Genomic DNA, 24,302 nt, shown 5'->3' with positions numbered 1-24,302 from the left:
GGGATTATATGCGAACTCATTTTTTTACCGGCTTTCCTGGATTTATAGCTACGCAATTGATAAAAGAATTGGTACGTGTTGGAGAAGTGGAGAAGGTTTATGCAATAGTTCAATCTAGTCAAGTAGATCTAGCAAAGGAAAAGGCTAAATCAATTATGAAAGAGATGAATGTGGCATTCCCGTTTGAAATTTTGGTCGGGGATATTACGCAACCAGGGCTTGGGATGCCGCAGAAGATAAGTAATGATTTACATGAGGAAAGGCTAACTGTCTGGCATCTAGCCGCCGTATATGATCTTGCGGTAAAGGCTGAAATTGCTTGGCAAGTAAATGTTGAAGGGACGAGACAAGTGATTGAATTCGTCCGGAATCATCCTTCTATCGAACGCTTCATGTATTTTAGTACAGCGTATGTTGCAGGTAAACGGGACGGCAAGTTGCTTGAAACTGAGCTGATTCGTCCGTCTTCATTTAAAAATCATTATGAAGAAACCAAATTTGAAGCAGAACTACTTGTAGAAGAACTGAAGAAGGATGTGGCTGTGACAATTATCCGCCCTGGAATTGTACGTGGTCACTCCAAAACAGGGGAAACGATTAAGTTTGACGGTCCATACTTTTTTATGAATATGATTGACAAATTACGTTGGATGCCAATTATTCCTTATGTGGGTAAAACGAAGGCATGCATAAATGTTGTGCCGGTTGATTATATAATCGACGCTTCAGTGTATTTATCTAATCACATAGGAGCTGCTGGTAAAACAGTCCACTTAACGGATCCATCACCGCACCCAATTGAAGAGATTTACAGCGCAATGGTCGTTGAATTGACTGGGAAAAAGCCTAAAGGTAGATTGCCGCGGCTCTTTGCTGAAAAAGGCCTTGCTTCGATCCGTTTGCAGCGCAGATTGGGTGTTGAGGCGGAGACATTGGCTTACATGATGTGGGATGCCACATTCGATACGACAGTTGCAGAGGCGCTACTGATAGGAAGCGGCATACAGTGTGCTGATTTTTTGGCGTCAATTCCATCCATGACTGCTTTTTATGAAGAAAATAAGAAAAATAGTAATTATCATATAAAAATCGGGTAATTCCCCATTTACTTTTTGACCAACTATGGTATAATCAAACAAAAGAACCCGAACTTAATAACTTTTGACTTTATGTCAAGGGGGAGTAGCTATAGGGAAACCTATTTCATAGTCGTCAATACATGGCTTTTGCCATCGGTTATGATAGCTGGATTTTTGCAAAACAAAAATTCCGACTTAGCGAGACCTTTGCCTTTTATTAGGTGAGGGTCTCTTTTGTTTTGCAAAAATAGGAGGAATTGATTTGGAAGCAATATTATTGGAATATGCATGGGTACTCGTTGTACTCATCGTACTAGAAGGATTACTGGCAGCAGATAACGCTGTTGTTATGGCGGTAATGGTCAAGCATTTACCGCGTGAACAACAGCGGAAAGCACTTTTTTACGGATTGATGGGAGCGTTTGTCTTCCGTTTTGCAGCATTGTTCATGATCACGATTCTCGTGAACATTTGGCAAATCCAAGCAATTGGAGCAATATACCTATTATTCATTTCCATTAAGAGCATTATAGATCAGCGAAAAAGTGAGGAATCACATCCGGACGCTAAAAAACGGAAACAGTCCGGTTTCTGGATGACAGTTGTAAAAGTAGAACTTGCGGACATTGCATTTGCGCTCGATTCAATGCTGGCGGCGGTAGCGCTTGCTGTAACGTTACCAAAGCTTGGTAACTTCGACATAGGTGGCATTAACGGCGGACAGTTCATGGTCATGCTTTTAGGCGGTATTATTGGCTTAGTCATCATGCGTTTTGCTGCACGTCAATTCGTTGGTCTTTTGCAAAAGTTTCCCTCTTTGGAAACGGCAGCATTTCTTATTGTAGGTTGGGTCGGTGTCAAATTGGCTGTTCTTACACTGTCACACCCTGGCTTGGGAATCCTTGATGAAAGCTTCCCACATTCAACTTTATGGCAAGTGACATTCTGGATAGTTCTAGTTGGTATTGCACTAAGTGGTTATTTGGTTGGGGTTCGAAATAACAAGAAAAAAGAATAACTTGACAAGCGGCCGTGTAATTGCACGGCTGTTTTCAATTTTTATCAAGTTCTTCCTTTCCTTTTTCATTGGACTTCTCTAAAATAGGTACGACACCCTATCAGTGGTGAAAGGAACGGTGAATTCGATGAAATTCAATCGCGAGAATTTACGCAGGTTCACCCCTGCTCAAGTTATTGTGTTTTATTATTTTTTGGCTATTGCTTTTTCGTTTTTACTGTTGAATCTGCCGGGGGTTTATTTACCTGGTGTAAAGGTCAGCTTTATTGACAGTTTGTTTACAGCGGTCAGTGCCGTCAGCGTTACGGGACTAACGCCGATTAGTATTGGGAGTACCTATTCGGTTTTTGGTATTTGCATGCTTATGCTTGTGTTGCAAATTGGTGGAATCGGAATCATGTCAATCGGTACGTTTTTTTGGCTGCTCGTCAAAAAGCGAATTGGTTTACGAGAAAGACAATTAATCATGGTCGATCATAATCAGTACAGTCTCGCCGGGGTTGTTCATCTAATTCGGGAAATCGTTAAAATTATATTTTTAATCGAAATTATTGGCGGCTTACTATTTACACTATATATTATGCGATTTTATGATTCATTTAGTGAAGCACTTCTTAATGGGATGTTCATGTCCGTTTCTGCGACAACTAACGCAGGCTTTGATATTACTGGAACCTCACTCACACAGTATTTCAATGATTACTTCGTTCAGACGTTGACAATGATTTTAGTCATACTCGGTGCCATCGGTTTTCCTGTTCTTATCGAAGTGAAAAGTTACTTTTCGAAAAAAGTACCTCATTTCCGTTTTTCATTATTCACCAAAATAACGACAGCGACGTTCGGCTTTCTGCTCGTTTTCGGTGCGGTCATGATCTTTGTTTTGGAATCAATGAATTCTTTTAAAGGAATGGTATGGCATGAGAAGCTATTCACTGCTTTATTTCATTCAGTGTCATCTAGGTCGGCAGGTTTAACAACGCATGATGTGACGAAATTTAGCGAAGCGACAGATATTTTCATCAGTTCACTAATGTTTATAGGCGCATCACCAAGTTCTGTAGGTGGTGGAATTCGTACGACGACATTTGCAATTGCGGTTCTATTTCTAATAAACTTTGCACGCGGTAATCAAGTCATTAATGTGTTTAAACGACAAATAAAGCTGATAGATGTGTTTCGCTCTTATGCTGTGATCATTCTGGCACTGCTGATGGTTATGACCGCACTTATCATTATGCTCATTACTGAACCCGGCGTGCCAGTCGTTGCACTGCTGTTTGAAATAACATCCGCATTTGGAACGTGCGGTATGTCGCTTGGTATCACATCGGATCTTTCAGTGGCAGGGAAAGTGATTATCATGTTACTAATGTTCATAGGCAGGGTCGGGCTTATTTCGTTCCTCTTTACATTAGGAGGGAGAACAAATAAATTGAAATATCATTACCCGAAAGAAAGGGTTATTATCGGTTAATAAAAGGCTGTCCCAAGTTAAACTTGGGACAGCCTTATTTCAATAGTTTTAGGAAGTATACTTTTCGACTTAGAATAGTGTCTAGCTTCAGGCGCCAGCCGCGTTTCCTAATTGTTCAAGGAACATAAAGAACGGTGTATCATCATGTCTGAAGACGGTGACAAGATAGCCAGCATCCTTTTGTACAATGCCGAATTCCACATCTTCAGGTTGGACAGCAATCGGTGTGATGAACGTCTGCTTACGAATATTTCGGTTAGTTAAACCTAAAGAACTGAATCGTTCCCCCAATAATGCAGGATTTGAAAGCAGCATCTGCTCGATAGCTGAGCGTTCTTCAACCTGCATATCCTCGGCCCACCAAACTTTGCGCGGTTGGAACTTGTGGTGTGCAAGATAATCGATTTTCAGAAGGCTACGTGCAATATCCATATCAGCACGACCATCTTCCGTCAAAAAATCATTCAAGCGTGTAAAGAGGTCTTCAAGTTGATGTCCGATTCTGGACCAACCACGACTCTCCCAATAGGAGCCGAATTGTTGGAAGAAATCGAATGGAGTTTCGAAGACTTCTGATACAAGGTATTCCACCGTTCGCGGTAAACGGTTGTCGTTCCAATATTTTTCTAGAACGTCCTCGGTCTGTTTAATGCGCAGGATATCATCAAACGTTAATACGTTATTTGAAAATATTTCATAAGGCGCTTCGTCTATAAACTGATAACCGTATTTTTCTGCTTGAATACGCAAGCCAGTTCCACGCAATAACTTAAGGAACCCTAGCTGCATCTCTTCAGGCCTCATTGCGAAAACCTCATTGAATGTTTTCCGGAAAGAATTATAATCTTCTTCAGGTAGCCCTGCAATCAAGTCCAGATGCTGGTCAATCTTTCCGCCTTCTTTCACCATCATTACGGTACGGGAAAGTTTTTCGAAGTTCTGGCGGCGCTGTACTAATTCATTTGTTAAATCGTTTGTGGATTGAACTCCGATTTCAAATCTGAATAGCCCAGCTGGTGCATTGTCATTGAGAAATTGGATGACTTCTGGGCGCATAATGTCTCCCGTTATTTCAAACTGGAAAACGGTACCTGGTACATGTTCATCAATCAAAAATTGGAACATTTCCATCGCATAGCTTCTGCTGATATTGAATGTGCGATCCACAAACTTGATTGTTTTTGCACCATTGGCCATTAAATATCGAATATCCTCCTTAATGGCTTCGCGGTTGAAATAGCGGACGCCTACTTCGATAGAGGATAGACAGAATTGACATGAAAAAGGACAGCCGCGGCTTGTTTCAATATACGTCACTCTTTTGCCAAGCTCAGGTATGTCCTCGGCAAATTGGAAAGGGGAGGGAAGTTCACGTAAATCCAATTTGGGCCCGGGCGCCGTAATCTTCAGTTTTTCACTTTCTCTATAGGCAATCCCTTGGACAGCGGTTATGTTTTCTTTCCCTGCATAGACGTCAAGTAGATGTTTAAACGTTCTTTCTCCTTCTCCGATCACGATGACATCAATTTCGGGTACACGTTCTAACCAATAATCATAATCGTATGTTACTTCTGGTCCACCTGCGACGATTTTTACATCGGGTTTCACCTTTTTTAACATACGCATCACCTTTATCGTTTCTTCAATATTCCAAATATACAAACTGAAACCGACGACATTTGGCATTTTTTGATATAAATCTGATACAATATTCATGGTTGGATCTTTAATTGTGTACTCTGCAATGACTGGGCTATACTCAGGCATTGCATATGTTTTTAAACAGCGAATGGCTAGATTTGTATGAATATATTTTGCGTTTAATGTTGATAGTACTATGTTCATCGCTCTTCCTCTTTTCTATCTAACGTTTTAGTATACCGAGTATTCATTTTATTCGGGCAGAAAGGACCATTCCTATCACACCGTTAATATGGAATAATTTGAGTAAGCTTATTATTGTATGATTTTGACCTTTCTGCATGAATCAGTGCTATTTTTCATATTGTTTAAAAATGGGATGTGGAGGAATACACTTGAAATATAAAACTATAAACGTAATGAAGCATATCACTTTTCTATTGGATGATACAATCAGACCCGGTGCCGTTTTTAATCTTGAAGGTGGGCTTTTACATGTAAATAACTCATTTTGCGAAAAATTTGTCACTAATGGAAAAGAAAACATCAAAGATTTTTTCATTAATCCGATTATTAATCTTTGGGACGATGCCATTAGTAATATAAAAAGATCAGAGAATAAAACGTTTGAAGTGAACATTCGATTAGTCGGAAATAGGGTAGATGTCGTTAAAATGCACCTTGCGTATTTTGAAGATGTTCAACAGGTGATTGCACTATTTGATGTACCACAAAGTATTGTTGATAAAGCGGAAAAAACCTATATACACGCTTTTCGTAATTCAGATAGTTTCATGGTTGTTATTGATCGGGATGGGACAATCTACGATGTCAATGATCTGCATACTTCGTATTTCAACTTGCCAAAAGACTATTTTGTGGGCAAAACAGTGGGAGCAATTGTTAAATTATTTCCGAATGACACCGAATTAATAGTAAATTATTTTAAAGAAGTAAATCTGTATGGTTTTGCTGAAATAACAACCAAGTATATAAGAAATGTGAATGATGTGAGTTATTATCAAATAACAACATTATACGATTGCGAGTCACAAACATACTTGATAAGAATGAATGATCGAACAGAAGAAATGGCCATGGAAAAGCGTTTGGCTCATTCAAACTCATTATCGACGATTGGTGAACTGGCAGCAAGTATAGCGCATGAAATCAGAAACCCGATGACGACTTTGAAAGGGTTTGTTCAATTACTTAAGATTTCCGCGACAGCGGATACGATGAAATACCTATCCGTTATCGATGAAGAAATCGATAGAATGGAGTCTATATTAAGCGAAATGCTTATCCTATCTAAGCCCGGATTGAATGAAAAAACGACATTTTCCTTGGGGGTACTGGTTGCAGATATGATTCAGGTCGTCTACCCGAAAGCGTTGATGGATGGAATTACAATTACACAAAAAGATAATATACTTAAAGATTCATTGATTGTCGGTGATTCTGATAAAATTAAACAAGTTCTTTTAAATCTGTTTAAAAATGCAATTGAAGCGATGACACCTGGAGGGAATCTTTCAATTTTTGTGAATCTGGACAGCCCCGGAAAAGTTATTTTGGGGGTTTCGGATACTGGTAAAGGAATGGATAAATATCAAGTAAAGAAAGTCTTTATTCCATTCTTTACCACCAAGTCAGATGGGTCAGGACTCGGATTGCCATTTGTTTTGAAAAACATCGAAGAACATGGTGGAACGGTTACAGTTGAGAGTAAAGTCGACATTGGCACAACCTTCATTGTAACATTTCCATCGGCAATGGGATGTACCTCGGTGACAGATACAGCTGAAAAAAGAGTGCTCTCTTTGTAATTAAAGTTGCGAAACGCCTTCATGGTCTTTTGACACGAAGACATGTTTACCGTTATAATGAGGGCGACTATTGAGCGGAATTATAGAAGGGGCACTGAATTATGACAAAAGATACAGAACGTGCACTGAAATTATTTATTGTTCTTTCAAGGGCAAGTAAGGTGGTTTTGGAGGAAGCGCATAAACCGAGTGAAAAACATGGGCTTAATCCGACTGAATTCGCCGTCCTTGAATTGCTTCATCACAGGGGGAGACAGCCCATCCAGAAGATTGGGCAGAAAATCTTACTTCGAAGTGGTTCGATGACTTACGTTGTCGATAAGCTTGAAAAAAGAGGGTTATTGGAACGCGTCTTTTGCGAAGAAGATAAGCGGGTGACATATATGTCGATTACCCAGGATGGAGTTAACTTGATGACATCTATCTTCCCGGAGCATGCGAATAATATTAAAACCATCATGTCCTCTCTTACTGCTGAAGAACAAGACCAGGCAATTGAATTGGTACGGAAATTGGGTCTTTCGATAAAGAGTTTATCGTAAAACGCAGCAACTCGTCTAACGAGTGCAGCGTTTTTTTATGCATAGGAAATTCTGTAATTCTTGGCCAATGAATCACCTTGAAAGGTGGTATATCCTGCTTAGACTACAGCGCTCTTGTTAGTGTTAAAAAAAGCCAAATGGATGGTTATCCATTTGGCTTTTTTTATGTTCTATTATTTAGTAACAATCGTTTCAGCCATACGAAGAAATTGCTCGAAATATTCTTCTTTTGGAGAGTCGTAGATTGTAAGTCTAACAACCATATTGTCGCGTTCGAAAACAATTCCCGTAATAGATGCGGTTTCAGCTTTTATGGCAAGAACTTTTGCATTTTCAATGCCCTCAGCTGCAGGGATTGACTTCTCATTTAGTACTTCAATTGGGGCGCTGCCGTCCCCAGATGCTTCAAGTACAGCAATCATGTTTTCAGCTAAGTAGTCATATGTGCTGTCTTCCTTAGCAACAGTCTCAATGCGCATAAACACTTCTTCATTGTTTGCTGAAATAAGGCTGTCCTTACCAGGTTCTTCGCTAATTAATGAATAGTCAGGAAGTACTGAAATAGCATAACTTTGTTCATCACTTTCTATAGGGTTCGCATCTTTCATTATGTTCTCTTGACTTTCAACAATTTCTGTTTCCGGTTCCTTGTCTTCAGTGACTGTACCTTTGTCTGCATTTTCAACAACATCCGCTGAACCATCTATACTTTCTTGGTCTTTGTTGGTACTTGTACCACAAGCGGTAAGTAATAAAGTGGTCGCAATTGCTGCGAATAAGAGACTCCATCTGTTTTTCATCGTAAACCCCTCCTTGGTTAAATTTGACGTTTGAGACGCCGTAATGTTTCATTATATATAAGTTGAATAAATGAATACCTATATAAGCTGAGCGAAGGCAACTTTCAACGGGATTCTCTAATTCAACATATATATAGACCTTAGTTTATTGAATCTTTTATAGTGTGCCTTAAAAGTAGTATAACGTAAAGTCGTTTCTATTGCTGACCATTTCGAGTTGTCGGAATATGTCGCGAATTAAACTACTTATTATGAGATTATTCCTGTATAATATAAAGTTAGCTATTTGTTATTCCATGGAGGGATTATCTTGGAGTGGAATTTAGAAGAAAAAATTGAATTATTACGCGAAGAGATGATGAACGTAGCGTCTAAAAACGGACTGACTGATGTTGAAACGATAGAATTCAGCAGGAAACTTGATAATCTCATGGATCAATACGAAGGGTTAAAAAAAGGCCGATAATTGGTTAATAAGGTGTGGCTACTATTGCGTGCCTATGAAGAGGGTAACCACTTTATAGAAGAAATCGCTAAAACCTAAAAATATTTAGTGAACAATGTTTAATAATCAAGAAAAGCGGGGAAATTAAGGTAGAACACAGCAACATTCTCATTTCCCCCTTTTGAGGACGGATCCCTATTACAGGGTTCCGTCCTCCTTTTTTCGGGAAAATAAGTTTTTGACCTAGTATAGTGTCTAGTTCCAAGTGTCTTGCACTCTTCCTATTGAAAGTAGAAATCAATGATGGAAAAATACAAATTCTTTGGTACGATAAAAGGTAAAGGCTCCGGCGGACGTCACAGTTTTTGAATAGAGTTAATTGAGCAAGCTCTGGCCTCCATGATGCGGGTCAGTTCTTAGGCTAATTTCTATATTTAATCTGGACGAAAATATGCCGAGGCACAGTTGATATAGGGGGAATTGAAATGGAAGTCAAAAAGATCGCATTTATCGGGACAGGAGTTATGGGCGCTAGCGTCGTTAAGCACCTCTTAGGCAGTAATTATGAAGTGGCCATATATACACGTACAAAAGGAAAGGCTGGGTCTCTAATTGAAGCAGGTGCTGTTTGGGCGGACACAGTCGCTGGGGCGGTGAAGGATGCAGAATTAATATTCACGATGGTTGGGTATCCGGTAGATGTCGAAGAAATTTACTTTGGAGATGGTGGTATTTTTTCATCTGGTAAGGCGGGTCAGATTCTTATTGATATGACGACTTCTAGCCCAGCACTGGCTATACGGATTGCGAAGGCAGGTGCTACGTTGCAGATGGCAGCAATTGACGCACCCGTTTCAGGGGGAGACATTGGCGCGAAGAATGGGACGTTGTCAATTATGTGTGGCGGCGAAGTAGATGTATTCAATGCCATTTCACCGATTTTGTCGGTATTTGGAAAACAAATTGTTTATCAGGGGCTGGCAGGGTCTGGGCAGCACGCGAAAATGTGCAATCAAATTGCCATTGCAACCAATATGATCGGTGTTTGCGAAGCGCTAATATATGCTGAAAAAGCGGGACTCGATGCTGAAACTGTGCTGAAGTCTATATCGACAGGAGCGGCGGGCTCATGGTCATTGTCAAATTTGGCTCCACGGATGTTAGATGGAGATTTTGAACCAGGATTTTATGTTAAGCATTTTTTGAAAGATATAAACATTGCTCTGACAGAAGCTGAAGCAATGCAGCTATCACTTCCCGGCCTAGAGCTTGCACGTGAAATGTATGAGAAGCTTGTTGAAAAGGGATTTGGAGAGAAAGGGACACAAGTCCTTTACAAAAATTATTAATAAACCTAAATAATTATAAAAATAAGCCGAAAATAGATATAAGTGTTCAATTAATTTAATTAGTGCTATGTATGTTGACCAGATGAATACCTAAATAAACTGAGCGAAGGCGTCCTACAAGGGGTAGCTGAAGCCGTAACATTGGGAGCGAAGCTTATGGCGGGAGGCATCCCCTAGCGCCGAAGCGGATTCAATGGGATACCTATATAATAATATTATTAAAACGTAGGAGCTGAATAAGTGGATACAAGAAAATCCGATGCAGTAACATATGAAGTCTTTGAATTTGTAGAGTTTCAAGTAGGTAAAAGTAATTTTGGAATTGGTATTCAGCATGTACGTGAAATTATTCAACCCGTTCCAGTTACTGTATTGCCACATGCGCATCCGTATATTGAAGGGATTATTCAATTACGAGGAGAAGTACTTCCTGTCATTGATTTGAAGAAAGTAACAGGAGTTACAGATATCAATGAAAGTGACGAATCAAAATATATCGTTGCGGAATTCGACGGGACAACAGTTGTCTTAGATGTGACGGCCGTTACCCAAATCCAGCGTATCAATTTTTCGGAAATTGAACCTGCTTCTGATATGTATACCGGTAATAAAGTACCTGTTTCGGGAGTTATCAAGCGTGACAACGGAATGATCCTTCTCGTTGACTTCGAAAAAGTAATCGCGGAGCAAATCAAATAATAGAAGAAAAAACGGGCTATTCCCGCTGGTAGCCAGCAGGGGTAGCCCGTTTATATAAGATAAGTTAGTATAAGTTTATCGCCTGAAGCAGTGTCTAGCTACTGCGCCTTGCCCCTCGAGTCGCTTCAGTCCTTAAGTTAAAGGCAAAGGGCGCATTTCTCTTAAGGCCCTCCAGCGCTTTTCGGAGCAGAGCAGGCGCTTCCGCTTTTCTTAGTGTCTAGACTCCAGCGCTTTTCGGGTCTACCAAGGCGCTTGCGCTTTTCTTATTTACCATCTAAATAAGATGAACGGAAATTTTGTGTACCCTGAATACTGTGGATAGACTTTTTTGGTACTGTTTTTTTCTTCTCAGGTATTATCTGTTGGATGGGTCCCACATATTTAGAGAGAAGCTCACGCGCTGTTTTCAAGCTCATCCGTTCTTGCGGGTTACGAGAAGTTGGATCTTGTTGTCCGAGGTGTGGAAGTGTATTGAAGTCTTCTTTTTCCGGGATTGTATGAAAGAGGAATTCGTCACATCGGACGAGGACCGTGGAATGCTGCTTGCTGAATTTCGGATTGTCGACAAAATGCAATCCGATTTTTTCGGCAGTGCCCGAACTAAGAAGTTTGTCGATCGCTGTCTTTTTTAAAGCGTAAAGTTGTCTATTGTCAGGCGCTGTTTTTGCATGTCGGTTTACTGTGTAGATGGCAATTGCCAATTGACGGATGGAATGCTTGTTTTTCAAAATGGGCCTCCTTCATTGGAAGATTGAATGATTACATATATTTCATATAATACCAAGAATGAAAGAATTGTACAACTTCTAAACTGAAAATTGGTTAAAAGTACTGATTACTCTGAAGGGTGTTATGTAACTATAGAATTGAGTATATATTTATTTCGATACATACTTTTTCGATATCAGTGCAATCTATTCAAGATCAACTACAAATTGCTGTAAGTAAAGTACTCGGGCAATTAGTGCTCATTTGCCTGGATTACTCGATAAAAATATGGCTAAAAGCACAACAAACGGAGGCACACATGGGAAACTTTAAGATTAAAGAACGCTTAGAAAAAGTTATAGAATCATATATTTTTAACCATTCGTTTAAGATGACCATATTTGTCGAGAAAAACAAGCAAGGGAAATTTGATGTGCTTTATGCCAACTCATTAGCCATGCAATACTTTTCTGCTGATATCGAACAATCAGCTGCTAGTTTTTTTTGTGAATTGTGGATACCAATCAAGCGCAGGATGCGGAAATTACAAAATCAAACTACCTTTACGACTGAAATAGAATCAATGCGAGCAGGGTCAAACGTATTATTCGAACTGGATTTTCAACGCCATACCGAAAAGTATGAACGAGAAATTATCGTCATTGAATTGCGTGAACGGCTAGATACCATAACGGAAAGAAAGTCGCAGACGGAGTTGCAACATAAATATATTTCTGTCATCGAACATAATCTTGACCCCATCATAACCATGGATCAAAACTTTAAAATTATTTACGCGAATCGAGCAGTCCATTTAGGATTCGGCTATCGATCCAAAGAACTTTCCGGACGTTCAATTTTGAATCTTACCGGAGAGGATAAAATGAAAGAATTCAAGCTCTTCCTGTCCGGTGCACTTGCGGGTGAATCAATTGAGATGGAAGATTCGACTTTTTTTCATAAAAAAGGATATTTATTACCCACACACTTGAAGGCAATTCCCGTTTTTGTTGATGGATATGTAGAAGAAGTTCAATTGATTGTACGAGATACATCTATTCATCAGAAAAATAATGAAAAACTTCTTTTCCTGAGTTATCATGATCATTTGACAGGTCTGTGGAATCGTCAGGCTATGAACGAGCACTTCATGGAGGATTCTCTATATGCATTAAAAAGCGAAAATAGGTTGTCTTTCGTCCATTTAGGACTTGATCGATTCAAATTAATAAATGAATCAATTGGCCATAATGGGGCGGACGAAATATTAAAAATGGTTGCGGAACGATTGAAAATAATTTGTCCTGCATCCGCCAGATTATATCGCAATGGCAGCGATGAATTTATCGTTTCATTGCAAAATCATTCAGTGCTGAAGACAGAGAAGTTTGCGCAGCAGTTACTGAATGATTTCGGGAAACCATTTTATCATAATCATCAGGAGTATTTCATTTCCGCATCCATAGGAATTGCTGTTTATCCTGAAGATGGAAAAAAGCTTGAGGACCTACTACGGAAGTCAGAGCAAGCACTTACCTTTGTGAAAGACCGTGGCCGCTCTCATTATCGTTTCTATCAAGAAGCGATGAATTCTAGCTTCCCAGATGAAGCACTGATGGAATCGCATTTACGCAGGGCGGTTGAATTAAATGAATTGACAATCCACTATCAACCGCAAGTCGATTTGAAAACGGGACATATTAGCAGTTTCGAAGCGCTTCTTAGATGGAACAACGGTAAATTCGGGTTTGTATCACCGGTGCAATTCATCCCCATTGCTGAGGAGTCAGGCCTTATACATGGAATTGGTGATTGGGTATTAGACCAGGTATGTAAACAGTTGAAAGAGTGGCAGGACAAGCAGTTCAAAGCTGTCAGGATAGCTGTGAATATATCGCCAAAGCAATTTAGAATGGAGAATTTTGTAGGTAAATTGACAGAGAAAATTTCTTACTATGGCATTGTACCGTCATCACTAGAGGTAGAAATCACAGAAGGGGCATTGACGATAATTGATGAGACGTTAGTGACATTAAATAAATTAAAAGAAATCGGCGTTTTCATCTCTGTAGATGATTTTGGAACGGGTTACTCATCACTTAGTTATTTGAAGCAATATCCAATTGACATCATTAAAATTGACCGTTCATTTATAAAAGATATTGAAATTGATGTGAAAAATAAAGCGATAGCTAAGACAATTATTAGTTTGGCTCATAGTCTTGGGATGGAAGTCATCGCAGAAGGCGTAGAAAAGGAGTTACAAGCAATGATACTACTTGAGGCTAAATGTCAGAAGGCGCAAGGCTTTTTGTACAGTAAGGCGGTTCCAGTAGAGGAGATTGTAGAAAAGTATTTAGGATGTAATCAGTAATGGTGTAAATGGACAGCGGAGAAGATTTGTTGTCCATTTTTCGTTGAGCGCTTACTTTTTTTCTCGTCAGGTACTAAATAACATGTTACAATTATGAGTGAGTATTCATTCATTATACAAAGGGGGAATTGTTGTGTTTGATGGAAAAGTCATAATTGTAACTGGCGGATCGAATGGGATGGGGAAATACATGGCGAAGAAATTTGCCGACGAAGGTGCGCAAGTCGTTATTACGGGTAGAGATTTAGATAGGTTAAAAGCGGCACAAGAAGAAATTGGGGATCGAGCACATCCATTCCAGATGGATGTGCGGAGTGTTGAATCAGTTGCAGCGCTTGTCGCTTTCACGGATGAAAAGTTTGGCAGAATTGATGGATTAGTAAATAATGCGGCAGGAAACTTCATCGTCAAAGCAGAAGATTTATCACCAAACGGCTGGAAGTCTGTTATCGATATTGTACTAAATGGCACATTTTATTGTTCGAGTGCGGTTGGAAAGTACTGGATTGAAAAAGGTCAAAAAGGATCTATTTTGAATATGCTTGCAACATATGCATGGGATGCGGGCGCGGGCGTCATTCATTCCGCGGCAGCCAAAGCAGGTGTCATGTCGTTAACTCGCACTTTGGCAGTTGAATGGGGAAGTCAATATGGCATCCGTGTGAATGGTATTGCACCTGGTCCGATTGAACGTACTGGCGGCGCAGAGAAGTTATGGCAGTCAGATGAAGTAGCTAAGCGTACACTTGAATCGATTCCTTTGGGACGTCTTGGAAAGCCGGAGGAGATTGCCGAACTAGCGGCATTCATCATGTCAGATAAGGCATCTTATATGAATGGAGAAATTGTGACACTCGACGGTGGGCAATGGCTTAACAAATCTCCGTTTTAAGGATAGAATGTAGCTGTTTTGCGCATCCTACTCCCCAAAGGAGAGATATACATTGGATATATGGACCGTTCCACTAATCACCATTGTTTTGATCATTTGTATAATCGGCTTTATCGCTGTGAAGAAATGGAGCAAGGTGCCTGTTGTCGAGGTGCAGGATAATCAGATTCCTGGTCCAATTGAAGAGCATCCATTTACATTAAATCCAATTATTTGGATTGCTCTTGTTGCTGTCTTTTTCATCGGAATTGTCATTTTCTATTATGCGGCCTCTTCTTAACAGAAGGGGTTTTCTTTTTCGTTTTCACGGATAGAAAGTTCTTCTTATGATATGATAGATATGTAGTTTTAAGGTGATTAGCATAGCTAAAGAAGGAGTAGATTTACATGATTTCTATAAAAAATAGGGATTTTCTTTTCACACCGATAGCGGATTTTATCATTTCATCTGAAAAAGTTGCGCATGTTCAGGTTGGAAATAATGCAGAGCACGCCCTCCTTGTTCTAACAAAAACAGGTTATTCAGCTATACCAGTCCTTGATGCGAAATACCGTTTAAAAGGGTTACTCAGTATGGGGATGATTACTGATTCTATTTTAGGCCTTGAACGTATTGAATATGAACGTCTTGCCGAATTAAAAGTTGATGAAATTATGCAAACAGATTTGCCATCCATAAAAACGACGGATCGATTCCAAAAAGGGCTCGATTTATTAATTGACCATACATTTCTTTGTGTGACGGAAGAAGACGGCACATTTGCAGGCATATTAACGCGAAGAGTCATAATGAAACAATTTAAAAGATATATTTACTCAGTCGAATAATCGTTATGGTTAAATTGCGGGCTCCTAATTGGGGCCCTTTTCTGTATTTAGGAAACTATAAAGTTCTCGGACCGTGGATAATCTACGAAGACGATATTCCACGTCCAGACTTCAGCGCCTAGAAGGCTGGTCATACAGTGGAGAGGGATTGAACTGCATCCCTCCTCGTTGCCGTAGGACGCAGCGACTTTAGCTTGCGTTCATTACTAACAAGCGATTTCGCTTTAATAGTTGTCTAGCTCTAGGCGCAAACTCCTCGGGTCATAAGTCAGTTTACTGCGAGGACTGAAGTACGCTCTCTTCGAAAACCGTCTTATGCCTGTCGGAGCTGAGCGCCGCCTTGCGCTTGGGCCTACACGAAGTAGGTCATGCAGTCGTTGCGACAGGACGTCGCGCCTTTAGACTGCGTTCCTTAATTGTCCAGACTCCAGCGCCTAGCCCCTCGAGTCGCTTCAGTCCATAAGTTAAATTCAAAGAGCGCCTTTATCTTAAGGCCCTCCAGCGCTTTTCGGGTCTAACCATGCGCTTGCGCTTTACTTGTTTAAAAGGAGAATGAAAACAGTGGAAAATAATAAAATAACGAATCGCCCGCTTGTGCTTATTTCTGTCATGCTGGCAATGTTTGTCGGTGCGGTTGAAGCGACGATTGTAACTACAGCAATGCCTTCGATTGCTTCAGACCTTGGTGGTTTTTCAAGATATAGTTGGGTTTTTTCTTCGTATTTATTGATGAGTACGGTCACTGTACTCATTTATGGTAAATTGGCGGATTTATTTGGCCGAAAACCGATTTTGTTTATTGGGTTGACGATATTTATTATTGGGTCTATATTATGTGGTTTTGCCGATTCAATGGAGCAGTTAATCGTATTCAGGTTACTTCAAGGCCTTGGTGCGGGGGCGGTCATGCCAATAGCTACGACGATTGTTGGCGATATATATACGACGGAAGAGCGGGCAAAAGTCCAAGGGTACTTATCCAGTGTATGGGGAATTTCGGCTGTATCTGGTCCGGTAATTGGTGGGCTGATTGTCCACTATATGAATTGGCAATTTGTTTTCTGGGTGAATGTGCCGCTTGGAATACTCGCGATGGTAGGTATCTATCTGTTTCTTCATGAACCAAAGCGGGAGAAAAAAGTTTCGATTGATTATAAAGGTGCTTTCTTACTTACGCTATCGTTATCCACTATTATATATTGGCTTGTCGAAGGGGGTCAGGCATTCGGTCACATGTCGTTTTACGGTATCACCTTCATTATTGTAGGACTTGGATCGTTAGCGTTATTTGTTAGGGTCGAACGACAAGCAATTGATCCAGTCATGCCGTTTGCCCTATGGAAAAACCCCGTGATCTTGTATGCGAATCTTGTGTCGTTAACGACAGGTATCATATTGATTGGTGTATCCTCTTATTTGCCGACATTCGTAACAGGTGTGATGGAACAGCCAGCGATTATCGCAGGATTCACCCTGACTGCAATGTCGATTGGTTGGCCGATAGCTTCGTCTATGGCAGGACATTTGTTAATCCGCTACGGTACGTTTCACGTATCTTTTGTGGGGGGGATATCGCTTATTCTTGGAACAACTTTATTTGTCATGATGGATGCTGGATCAGGACCGTGGTGGGCTGCAATGGCGAGCTTTTTTGTAGGCATCGGTATGGGTCTGACAAGTACATCGTTCACCGTCACAATCCAAGGGGCGGTTCCGAGAGAGACGCGGGGATCCGCGACGGCTGCCAATATGTTCATGCGGAATTTTGGAAATACGGTAGGGGCGGCATTATTCGGCGCGATTTTAAATGGCATGTTAATGGCTCGTTTCAAAAATGATGATTTGAATTATAGTTTAGATGATGTCAATTTACTTTTGACGGATGAAATGAGACAAACTATACCCGCAACAAAAGTACAGCTGTTACAAAATGCGCTTGATGGTTCGTTGCAATGGGTGTATATTACTGTAGCCATTTTTGCTGTTATCAGCTTGCTCCTAATATTGAAAATTCCACGTGGGAAGGGGTATTTGAATGACAACGACAGAACTTGAAATCATTAAAGCATTAGCAGAAGAAGGGAATATGCGAAAGGCTGCAGAGCGACTTTTTTTATCGCAACCGGCACTTTCCCAGCGATTACAGTCAATTGAAAAGGAGTGGGGAACGTTATTGTTCATCCGCTCGCAGAAAGGGCTTGAGCCGACGCCAGCGGGAGAACTGGTCATCGATTATGCACGTGATGCGATTGTAAAACGGGAAGAAACCTTTGAAATGATTGCATCGATGGCGGATAAAGTGCACGGCACATTGAAAATTGCATGTGCGTCAATCGTAGGGCAGACGTGGTTGCCACAAGTATTGAAAGAGTACGTTGAAATGTATCCAGATGCCAAAATCTCGCTCATAACGGGATGGAGTTCAGAAATTGTTAAAGCCTTATATGAAGGAGAAGCTCATGTTGGAATTGTGCGTGGCCAGGTAGATTGGAAGAGTAAAAAAACGTATTTATTCCGTGACCGCCTCTATTTAGTGGACCGTGAAATTACGACAATCGAAGAATTGAAAGATACGACACGTCCATTTATTCAATTTAAGAGTGACTCGAATTACCATATGGAAATTCAGCGTTGGTGGCAGCGACATTTCGACCAAAAACCAGGGCGTCAAATCACAGTCGATCAGATTGAGACTTGTAAGCAACTAGCATTAAACGGCATCGGCTATGCGATATTACCGTCAATTACATTGACAGGTGATGAAGATGTCAATAAAATGCCACTTTTGAATAATGAAGAGGAGTTTGAACTGACGCGAGATACATGGTTAATCGGCTATGAATCTTCATTTGCACTAAAACAAGTGGATGCTTTCACACAAATTGTACAAAGTCATGCCGAAAGATTACAAAAAGATTACAATTATTGAGAATTAAAGGAACTTTAGGTTGTCTCGTTCGTACTAATAGATGAGAACTATAAGTCTACATGACAGGAGGAGAATGGTATGTGGAGAAAGATTTCGATGTTTTTGGTTCTGCTAATCGGATTGATTGTCTTCATTCCGGAAGTCAATGCTCTTGCAGCTCCAGATTTAAAAGTAAGTGTTTCGGCAGGCATCGACGGTAAAGCGAAGGAAGGAAAAGGTGCACCAATAATAATTGTGATCGAAAACAGTGGAACTGCATTTAGCGGGGATCTTGTAATCGATGTACCGAGTTATTTCACGACAGGAAGTGGGGAAGCGATACCTCTTGATGTCGGTGCTGGAGAGACCAAAACGATTTCGCTTGTTATCCCGAATATGACTGATATGAATAATATGTATGGGGGAATGGCGAACACGAAAACGATTTTCCTATATGAAGGTGGATGGGAAAAAGGCAAGGAAATTGTACATAAAGGTGCACAAAAGTTAACAACGACCATGTATTATGATGATTCGAAATTCATCGTAACGTTTACGGATAATCCGGATCGTCTTGGCGCTTTGAAAAATAGCCGAGTTTCGAATGCTTCGACTAGCCAAATCATAAGCGCGTCGAAAATGGGGGAACCCAATTTCCCGGAAGAAGCAGCAGGATGGGGAGCGGCAGATTTTATCATTATCGATGAATATCCCCTTGCTGATTTATCTGAAAAGAAACAGAATGCGTTGGTAGGATGGGTTCGTTCAGGAGGCATCTTAGTAATCGGAGGTTCTGACAACGTGAAAGCGGAGACGGGTATCTTTTCAGACCGGTTGCCCCTGACGTTGAAAGGGAGTTCCGATGCGAATCCTGATGTTTTGAATAAGTGGGCAGGAACAAAAGGATTTGAAGGTACTATCCCTTCTTATTTATCAGAATTAAATCCGGGTGCATTGTCACTACTCGAAGATGAAGGCAATGTCCTAGTTGCCTATTCCGATTTGGGCCAGGGACAGATTGTCCAGACGGCTTTCTCGCTCGGCGATGACCCAATCGCTAAAATGGTTGGAATGCCGGCATTCTGGGGTACATTATTCGATAAGACGGGACATTCAAATCAATTGGGGCAGAATCCTCATGACAATCCGAGTAATGCGATTGTCCAGACGGTAGGCAGTACCAACGAATTGTTTCCTTCATTCAAAGTCTCAGCGCCGTTAATTTTCGGAATAATTATTTTCTATATTGTTCTTATTATACCAGTGCTTTACTTTATTCTTAAACGGAAAGACAAACGAGAATATGCATGGTGGATTATTCCTTCCATTGCGATACTGGCGTCTATTGCCATATTTGCATACGGAGCGAAAGATCGAATTGGAAGAGCACAAATTCAACATACCGCACTATTAAATGTTGAACAGGATGGTAGTTTGACGGGGTTTTATGCGGAGTCTATTCTAACCAATAAATCTGGGAACTTTACATTTTCCGCACCTGCTGAAACAACGCTTGGTGCTTCGTTGCCAAATAATGATCCTTTCACGTCCACTCAAGGGACTATTCATAAGCAGGCAATTGTTGAAAAGGATGCAGCGGGTACAACGATGCACCTTCGCAATATCGGCTATTGGAATGTAGGGACAGTCTATGGGGAAACAAGGGTCGAAAAGCAAGGGAATTACGCTATCCAATTGAATGTCACGGATAAAAAATTGACGGGCTCAGTGACGAATGAATTTCCGTTTGCATTAACAGATGTAGCGATTTGGTCAGGAAAAAAACTGATTCCAATTGGTGATCTTGGGCCGGGGGAAACGGCTCAAGTGGATGAAACGTTGAAAACTTCTACATTGCTTCCAAGAAAATCGATGTTTAATTCGTACATGAATCCTTCACCAGTCAATATGGATGACCTGACGAAGATGAGGAAAGACAGCCTTCTTTCGTTTTCCGGTGATTATATGAACAAGACTTCGAATCCTGTCATAATCGGTTATACGGATACACAGATTGTTCCTATTGAACTACTTAAGGTGAAACCTTCCATATCAGCATTAACGATGCTCATCCAACCGGCAATGGTGGATGTGACGTTGACTGATGCGTTTACAGTTGAACCTGAGATGATGGAGATGTCGATGCTGTCGGAGGATGGACAGTTTCAGCCTGATTCACAGGGATATGGTACAGACGAATATTACTTTAATGAGTCCGTCTACAATCAAACATGGCAATTACCAGAGGGATTAATAGGGAAGAACATAAAATGGACATCGCTAGAACTTTCGAAAATACAAAAACAGCTATATGATGTCAGCCTATTAAATGTGCGGTCTGGCCAATTCGAACAGTCAGAGTCAGGAAAATTGGTGAAGACGGAAAATACAAACGACTATATAACACCTGATGGAAAAGTTGTTGTCCAAATCACTTTTCATGATGAAAAGAATGGCAATCAAGGCCGTGCACCGATGCTGAAGCTGAAAGGGGAGGTGTCGGAATGATAGAAATCAAAGGACTTACAAAAAAGTACGGGCAATTCAAAGCGCTTGATAATTTGAATTTGACGTTGAGTGAAGGAACAGTATTTGGGTTTGTTGGTGCGAACGGAGCTGGGAAATCGACGACATTCCTCATTCTTGCGACCTTATTGCAACCGACAGCAGGGGATGTCTTCATCGACGGGGTTAATATCCGGAAGAATCCGCAGGCAGTGCGTAAAATGATTGGCTATATGCCTGACTTTTTTGGTGTCTATGATCAGCTGAAGGCGGATGAGTACCTAGACTTTTACGGTGCGAGCTACGGAATTCCTGAAGCGGAGCGTCAAAAGCTTATTCCGCAATTGCTGGAACTTGTCAATTTGTCACATAAGCGTCATGCATACGTAGACCTTTTATCGCGGGGGATGAAGCAGCGACTTTGCTTGGCGCGCAGTCTTATCCATGATCCTAAAGTGCTTATTCTTGACGAACCTGCATCTGGACTTGATCCGCGTGCACGTGTTGAGATGAGAGACATTCTAAGAACATTGAAAAAGATGGGGAAAACAATTTTAATTTCGTCGCATATTTTGCCTGAGCTTGCGGAAATGTGTGATGAAATAGGGGTGATTGATAATGGCCGTCTCATCGCGCATGGCTCCGTTGCCGAAATTCAGGATAAACTTCGCGGCGAGAGAGTCATTACGGTCCGTTTGGCTGGGCAGCTTGATAACACGATTGCATTTTTCGAAGAAGATCCGTACGTAACGAATATCGAACAGCTGGATGCTAACGATGGCATCAGTTTTTCATATAAAGGAACAGAAGAAGATCAGGTCATTTTGTTGAAGCGAGCTATCATGAATAATATTCCAATCCTTTCATTCATGGAACATGTGACCAATCTGGAGGATGTGTTCATGGAAATTACGAAAGGAGCCGATTAATATGAAAATGAATTTCAATAATCCGGTCCTCTTTAAAGAATTGAAATTAAGATTTCGATCACCCAAAAGCTTCATAGGTATCCTATTCTACTTGATAGCAATGTGTATTTTTGTTTTTGGTTTCATCTATGCGACAATGACGGTGTCAGGGACGTCTTATTTCAGACCTAGTGAAAGTTTCATCTTGTTTGGGCTGTTGGCATTTATCCAACTAGGACTTGTGTTATTCATCACACCGGGTTTGACAGCTGGAGCAATCAGTTCGGAAAGAGAAAAACAAACATTGTCAATTTTATTGACGACATCACAAAGCTCATTTCAAATCATTTCAGGAAAGTTGTCGTCGTCAATTGCTTTCCTGTTGTTGCTCATTGTGGCGGGATTACCGGTCTATAGTTTAGTGTTCTTATTCGGCGGTATTTCTCCATTGGACTTTGTTAAAGTGTTCTTGTTCTTATTTGTAACGCTTCTTGCGATTGGCAGTGTGGGTGTTATGTTTTCCACGCTCATTCGCCGGACGATTGTTTCGATGATTGCAACGTATGGAACAATGCTGTTCCTATCGGTCGTCACCGGGTTTATATTCTTGATTGTACTGCAAATGACAGCGTTCAATCACACGGGAACAGGTGCGCCGACAACTTCATACCTCGGGCATATTCTCGCGTCAATAAATCCGGCGATTCTTTTCGCTTCATTCCTTTCGCAGGGAATGGGGGATAGTATTTCGGAAATGACGCAAGTGAAATTCCCGATTTGGATTGGCTATCTTATTTTCTATTTGTCACTAACGGTTATTTCACTATTAATTTCAGTAAAAAAACTACGAGTTAATATGAAACGTTCAAAATAATAGGGAGGTGGGCGAATGGAAAGGAAATCATTATTGAAAAAATATATACGGGCTACTTTGTACCGGCTGCGTTTTGAAAAAACAATCTATACGGTGCAAACTGGAATGTTTGCTGCCACCCTTTTCGCGGTCCTTATTGTCGTCGCTTCTCGACTATTTGTCCTTCCTTATTATGGACGTATCGCGCTTGGCGGGGCTATATTGCTACTCATTGCGACAATTGTTTTCATTAACTACAAAAGATACAAGAACGATGAAGCGGTACGGCAGCTTGACGAATTTATGGCAGATAATATTCTTATAACAGCGATGGATGTCAAGGTCAATGAAACACATCTTGCTCCTGCAATCATTGTTGCAGCCGAGTCAAAAGTGGCGGATGCATTTGAGCTGTTTAAAAAAAGGGAGAAACGGTATGTAAATCCAAAAATGCTAGGTGGGTTCATTATTGTATCTGCTTGTCTTGCCCTATTAATATCGTTCCCATCTGAAGCGCAGTTGGAAGCGGGAGCGATTGAAAAGGAAAAAGAGATTATTGAAGAGATGAAAAAAGAAGTGCAAGATCTGATTAAAAAGGAACAACTTCCTAAAGTGAAAAAGGAATTGTTGGAACTCGCTGAAAAGCTTTTGAAAGCGGAAACGTCGGAAGAGGCATTGAAGGAACTTGTTAAGAAACAGAAGGAATTACGATTGCAAGAACAGCGTCTAGTAGACAAAAAAGAGTTAGCTAAGACATCTGGTGATCCTGCTGATTCGATAAGCGATGCGGAAGAAAAGGAACTTGGTGAGCTTGGGAAACTTTCGGATATACTTGCGCAAAATGCAGGGGAAGCACATAGCGCGTTGAATGAAATCGGTAAAGCACCCGCACTACCCGCGCTTGCAAGTTCAGGGAATAATTCATCGGCAACAGCGAGTGACACAAAACCGGGGACATCTGAAGGAACTGGCGAAGGCCAAGGCCAGGGCGAAGGCGAAGGTCAAGGTGAAGGCGAAGGCGAAGGTGAAGGCGAAGGCGAAGGTCAAGGTCAAGGTCAAGGCGAAGGTCAAGGTCAAGGTCAAGGTCAAGGTCAAGGTCAAGGTCAAGGTCAAGGTCAAGGCCAAGGCCAAGGCCAAGGCCAAGGAGGATCCGGTGCCGGTCAAGGTTCGGGAGGAAGGAGTCTCCTTTCAATTCCGAATGACCGTGTAGGTAAAAAAGGAGATTCGTCCGTTGTTGGAGGGGAACTTGGTGAAGGGGATTTCATCGAGGAACGCGAAACAGAGGGTCCAGTTGACAAAGGAACAATCCGTCCTTACAAAGAAGTTGTTGGAGATTATAAAGATTCTTACCTGAAGAGTGCGGATAAGATGAAGCTGCCGCCAGATTTGCAGCACATCCTCTCTGATTACTTTTCCTCAATCGAATGAAGACAGAATGGGAGTGTAT

The 24,302-nt window shown here is 41.0% G+C and carries 21 protein-coding genes; 18 read left to right on the top strand and 3 right to left on the bottom strand.

Annotated features, from left to right (window positions below; genetic code table 11):
* The first annotated feature begins 8 nt into the window (after positions 1-8).
* The 3 genes from I2484_RS01475 to I2484_RS01465 all read left to right on the top strand — a co-directional run bounded on the left by I2484_RS01475 (position 9) and on the right by I2484_RS01465 (position 3,574).
* Complete coding sequence (locus tag I2484_RS01475) at positions 9-1,097, top strand: SDR family oxidoreductase (protein WP_207149237.1); 1,089 nt, start codon at positions 9-11, stop codon at positions 1,095-1,097.
* Positions 1,098-1,341: 244 nt separating this feature from the next.
* Positions 1,342-2,097 carry a TerC family protein gene (locus I2484_RS01470; protein ID WP_207149236.1) on the top strand — a complete coding sequence of 252 codons (756 nt, stop codon included), beginning with the start codon at positions 1,342-1,344 and terminating at the stop codon, positions 2,095-2,097.
* A 127-nt stretch (positions 2,098-2,224) separates the two neighbouring features.
* The gene (locus I2484_RS01465) at positions 2,225-3,574 is read left to right on the top strand and encodes a TrkH family potassium uptake protein (RefSeq protein ID WP_207149309.1); all 1,350 of its coding nucleotides are present in this window, start codon (positions 2,225-2,227) and stop codon (positions 3,572-3,574) included.
* Positions 3,575-3,661: 87 nt separating this feature from the next.
* Here the strand turns inward: I2484_RS01465 and I2484_RS01460 are convergent, their stop codons facing one another.
* Positions 3,662-5,419 (bottom strand): B12-binding domain-containing radical SAM protein, encoded by a 1,758-nt coding sequence (locus I2484_RS01460; RefSeq protein ID WP_207149235.1) that lies wholly within the window; start codon positions 5,417-5,419, stop codon positions 3,662-3,664.
* A gap of 191 nt (positions 5,420-5,610) precedes the next feature.
* On the opposite strand from I2484_RS01460, the gene I2484_RS01455 reads away from it, so the two are divergent.
* Complete coding sequence (locus I2484_RS01455; RefSeq protein ID WP_207149234.1) at positions 5,611-7,044, top strand: ATP-binding protein; 1,434 nt, start codon at positions 5,611-5,613, stop codon at positions 7,042-7,044.
* Positions 7,045-7,142: 98 nt separating this feature from the next.
* Entirely contained in the window at positions 7,143-7,586 is a 444-nt protein-coding gene (locus I2484_RS01450; protein WP_346014140.1) for a MarR family winged helix-turn-helix transcriptional regulator, read from the top strand.
* Between the two features lie 173 nt (positions 7,587-7,759).
* Here I2484_RS01450 and I2484_RS01445 read toward each other — a convergent pair whose 3' ends face one another.
* Complete coding sequence (locus tag I2484_RS01445) at positions 7,760-8,386, bottom strand: hypothetical protein (RefSeq protein ID WP_207149232.1); 627 nt, start codon at positions 8,384-8,386, stop codon at positions 7,760-7,762.
* Positions 8,387-8,696: 310 nt separating this feature from the next.
* Here I2484_RS01445 and I2484_RS01440 point away from each other — a divergent pair, with 310 nt between their 5' ends.
* The 3 genes from I2484_RS01440 to I2484_RS01430 all read left to right on the top strand — a co-directional run bounded on the left by I2484_RS01440 (position 8,697) and on the right by I2484_RS01430 (position 10,879).
* Entirely contained in the window at positions 8,697-8,852 is a 156-nt protein-coding gene (locus tag I2484_RS01440) for an aspartyl-phosphate phosphatase Spo0E family protein (RefSeq protein ID WP_255550895.1), read from the top strand.
* Positions 8,853-9,316: 464 nt separating this feature from the next.
* A complete protein-coding gene (locus I2484_RS01435) occupies positions 9,317-10,180 on the top strand; it encodes an NAD(P)-dependent oxidoreductase (RefSeq protein WP_207149231.1) in 864 nt (287 codons plus the stop codon).
* A 240-nt stretch (positions 10,181-10,420) separates the two neighbouring features.
* A complete protein-coding gene (locus I2484_RS01430; protein WP_207149230.1) occupies positions 10,421-10,879 on the top strand; it encodes a chemotaxis protein CheW in 459 nt (152 codons plus the stop codon).
* Between the two features lie 263 nt (positions 10,880-11,142).
* On the opposite strand, the gene I2484_RS01425 is transcribed toward I2484_RS01430, so the two are convergent.
* Positions 11,143-11,607 carry a YkyB family protein gene (locus I2484_RS01425; protein WP_207149229.1) on the bottom strand — a complete coding sequence of 155 codons (465 nt, stop codon included), beginning with the start codon at positions 11,605-11,607 and terminating at the stop codon, positions 11,143-11,145.
* Between the two features lie 299 nt (positions 11,608-11,906).
* Here I2484_RS01425 and I2484_RS01420 point away from each other — a divergent pair, with 299 nt between their 5' ends.
* The 10 genes from I2484_RS01420 (at position 11,907) to I2484_RS01375 (ending at position 24,283) form a co-directional block, all read left to right on the top strand.
* Positions 11,907-13,961, top strand: coding sequence for a putative bifunctional diguanylate cyclase/phosphodiesterase (locus I2484_RS01420; protein ID WP_207149228.1), 2,055 nt, complete (start codon positions 11,907-11,909; stop codon positions 13,959-13,961).
* A gap of 133 nt (positions 13,962-14,094) precedes the next feature.
* Complete coding sequence (fadH, locus tag I2484_RS01415) at positions 14,095-14,853, top strand: 2,4-dienoyl-CoA reductase (protein ID WP_207149227.1); 759 nt, start codon at positions 14,095-14,097, stop codon at positions 14,851-14,853.
* Between the two features lie 52 nt (positions 14,854-14,905).
* On the top strand, positions 14,906-15,133 hold the full coding sequence (locus I2484_RS01410; RefSeq protein ID WP_207149226.1) for a hypothetical protein: 228 nt from the start codon (positions 14,906-14,908) through the stop codon (positions 15,131-15,133).
* A 107-nt stretch (positions 15,134-15,240) separates the two neighbouring features.
* Positions 15,241-15,681, top strand: a complete 441-nt coding sequence (gene cbpB, locus I2484_RS01405; protein WP_207149225.1) for a cyclic-di-AMP-binding protein CbpB — start codon at positions 15,241-15,243, stop codon at positions 15,679-15,681.
* Positions 15,682-16,233: 552 nt separating this feature from the next.
* Positions 16,234-17,736 (top strand): MDR family MFS transporter, encoded by a 1,503-nt coding sequence (locus I2484_RS01400; protein WP_207149224.1) that lies wholly within the window; start codon positions 16,234-16,236, stop codon positions 17,734-17,736.
* A complete protein-coding gene (locus tag I2484_RS01395) occupies positions 17,717-18,610 on the top strand; it encodes a LysR family transcriptional regulator (RefSeq protein WP_207149223.1) in 894 nt (297 codons plus the stop codon). Before I2484_RS01400 ends, I2484_RS01395 begins: the two co-directional genes overlap by 20 nt.
* A gap of 78 nt (positions 18,611-18,688) precedes the next feature.
* Positions 18,689-21,097, top strand: a complete 2,409-nt coding sequence (locus tag I2484_RS01390) for a hypothetical protein (protein WP_207149222.1) — start codon at positions 18,689-18,691, stop codon at positions 21,095-21,097.
* Positions 21,094-22,023 carry an ABC transporter ATP-binding protein gene (locus I2484_RS01385; protein ID WP_207149221.1) on the top strand — a complete coding sequence of 310 codons (930 nt, stop codon included), beginning with the start codon at positions 21,094-21,096 and terminating at the stop codon, positions 22,021-22,023. Before I2484_RS01390 ends, I2484_RS01385 begins: the two co-directional genes overlap by 4 nt.
* Before the next feature lies 1 nt (position 22,024).
* Positions 22,025-22,876, top strand: a complete 852-nt coding sequence (locus I2484_RS01380; protein ID WP_207149220.1) for an ABC transporter permease — start codon at positions 22,025-22,027, stop codon at positions 22,874-22,876.
* Positions 22,877-22,891: 15 nt separating this feature from the next.
* Positions 22,892-24,283 carry a hypothetical protein gene (locus I2484_RS01375; protein ID WP_207149219.1) on the top strand — a complete coding sequence of 464 codons (1,392 nt, stop codon included), beginning with the start codon at positions 22,892-22,894 and terminating at the stop codon, positions 24,281-24,283.
* Positions 24,284-24,302: the final 19 nt, after the last annotated feature.

The organism is Sporosarcina sp. E16_8 (assembly GCF_017347095.1).
Lineage (GTDB): Bacteria > Bacillota > Bacilli > Bacillales_A > Planococcaceae > Sporosarcina.
Note: the sequence above shows the minus strand (reverse complement) of the source record. Positions and strands in the feature narration are given on the sequence as shown.